Here is a 2,592-nt window from a genome sequence, read left to right as displayed (position 1 = left end):
CGGCGGTGGAAGCGGCGCGTGCCGGCGAACAAGGTCGCGGCTTCGCGGTGGTCGCCAGCGAGGTGCGGACCCTGGCCCAGCGTTCCTCGAATGCGGCCAAGGAGATCAAGAGCCTGATCGACGACTCGGTGGACCAGGTGGCCAATGGCTCGACCCTGGTACGCCAGGCCGGCGAGACCATGGCCGAGATCGTGGCCTCGGTACAGCGCGTCACCGACATCATGGGCGAGATCTCGGCGGCCTCGCAGGAGCAGGCGTCGGGGATCGAGCAGGTCAACCAGACCGTCACCCAGATGGACGAGACCACCCAGCAGAATGCCGCACTGGTGGAAGAGGCCACCGCCGCCGCGCGCTCGATGGAGGAACAGGCCACGCAGTTGCAGGACGCGGTGGCCGTGTTCAAGTTGGATACCCTGCCGGCGATCGCATCGATCGCGGTCGCGTCGACGGCGCGCCCCGCCCCACGCGGCGTGCCGTCTGCGCCGCCACGCAAGCCGCGGCCGGCGCCGCAGTCCGTTGCGCTTGCCCAGGCGGCCAGCAGCGACTGGCAGGAGTTCTGAGTCCTCGCCCCAGTCGCGTCGATGCGCGGCCGTGCACTGCACGGCCGCTCGATAGGCGATGCCGCGATGTCGGTGCGGGGCAGCCAGGCTGGCTGGCTGGCTGGCGCCCGCATCGTCTCCATCGACGCGGCGTACGGCAACCACTGCCGGCACGACCGCACTGAGGCGCTCAAGAATCTCCTGCTTCTGTCGATACCAAATCGAGCGCACGCTTTTTGTCTACACCGGTGCGTGCCGACACGGCCTGGGGAGGTCCGTCGGCGCTTCAGAGGGATCGTTCGGTGCACGCGCCGATCGCTGAAGTCGCAAAACCGAACGGGGAAACCGCAGCCCTGACGACTGTTCCTTTTCGCGCCTGCCTTCGGCACGCGCGCAGCTTCGACTTGCAGTTCCTTGGCCCGTTTCGTCAGCTTGCCTACACCCGGGATCTCCGGCGCGCCACAACACGCGTCGTTCCTTCATTCGTACACGGGGGGCCACCATGCATGCGGTCTTGCGACACCGAAGACGCATCCACCGAGCGATCGACCGACGCCGTCGGCGATGGCCGGCGGAACTGGGGCATGCCAACGCCATGGTCACCGTCGCGAGTGCGGCGCTTTCGCACGACCCGCCTGTCGCGTCGCCCGTCATCACGCCATGTGACTGGCGCCGCCCCCAGCGCAGGCCGTCCGCGTCTGCCCGCGTCCACCGCCGACGTCGCATCCCTGCGCGCCGAGCAACCTTTTCGCCCCTTGGAGATGTGAAATGACCCGCCTTCTGCAACGCTACAACGTCGGTGTCCGCCTGTCGGCGGCCTTCGGCGTGCTGATTCTTCTTTCGGTGGTCCTGGTGATCATCGGGCTGTCCGGCATGGCCGAGGCGCGCAAGCACCTGGACATGATCGTGCTGGACCGCATGGCGAAGATCGAATTCAGCAACCAGATGCTCGACGCCAACTCCTCCGTGCTGGTTGCGCTGAGCACCTATACCACCTCCACCAACGCGACGATGCGGCAAGAGGCGCTGGAGACCTTCAATCGGCAGCGCGAGCGCTACGCCGAGGCTCGCGCCAAGATGGACAAGCTGTCCAGCACCGCCGGCGGCCGCGTCATCCGCGCCGACATGGACGCCAAGCGCGCCGCTGCGAAACAGATCAACGACGCCATCGTCGCGCTGGGCGAAAAGGGCGAGAATGCCCAGGCGCTGGAGATGCTCAATCGCGAAGCGCTGCCGGCAACCCTGGCGTGGCAGAGCAAGATCCGCGAGTTCGCCGACCGGCAGAAGTCGCAGGCCGCCGAAGGCTATCAGTCGGCGCTGGACGCGATGCACCGTGGCCGCATGCTGCTGATCGGCGGTACCGTGCTGGCCCTGGTACTCAGCGCCTTGCTGGCGCTGACCATCACCCGCAGCCTGACCGCACCGCTGGGCCTGGCCACCCGCACCGCCGAGGCCATCGCCAATGGCGACATGCACAATGCCGTGCGCACCGAGGCCCGCGACGAAACCGGCCGCCTGTTGAACGCCATGGGTCGCATGCAGCAGCAGCTGCAGGCCGTGCTGGCCGCGCAGGCCGACATGGCCCAGCGCCACGACGCCGGCCAGATCAGCTACCGCATGGACGAAACCGTGTTCCCAGGCGACTACGGGCGCATGGTCCGCGACAGCAACGCCCTGGCCGCCGCGCACATCGCGGTGACCGAGCGCTTGGCGCAGATCATGGGCCGCTACGCCATCGGCGATCTGTCCGAGAACATGGACCGCCTGCCCGGCGAAAAAGCCCGCCTCACCGAAACGATGGACACGGTCAAGCACAACCTGACCGCGATGAACAGCGAGATCAAGCATCTGGCCGGTGCGGCGGCCGCCGGCGACTTCAGCGTGCGTGGCGACGCCGAGCGCTTCCAGTACGACTTCCGCCTGATGGTCGACAGCCTCAACCAGTTGATGGCCACCGCCGACGGCAACCTGCAGGCATTGTCCGCGCTGCTGCAGTCGATCGCCGCCGGTGACCTGACTGCGCGCATGCACGGCCAGTTCCAGGGCGTGTTCG

2 protein-coding genes are annotated in these 2,592 nt (G+C 67.7%); both read left to right on the top strand.

Annotation, left to right across the window (positions count from 1 at the left end; all coding sequences use genetic code 11):
- Window positions 1-560 (top strand): methyl-accepting chemotaxis protein (locus D180_RS18565; RefSeq protein WP_017913967.1); only part of this gene is annotated, 560 nt, incomplete at its 5' end.
- Window positions 561-1,307: 747 nt separating this feature from the next.
- Window positions 1,308-2,592, top strand: a 1,285-nt coding sequence (locus D180_RS18560; RefSeq protein ID WP_017913966.1) for an MCP four helix bundle domain-containing protein, incomplete at its 3' end; no start/stop codon positions are given.

The organism is Xanthomonas sp. SHU 166 (assembly GCF_000364685.1).
Lineage (GTDB): Bacteria > Pseudomonadota > Gammaproteobacteria > Xanthomonadales > Xanthomonadaceae > Xanthomonas_A > Xanthomonas_A sontii.
This window is presented reverse-complemented; position numbering and strand designations above follow the sequence as displayed.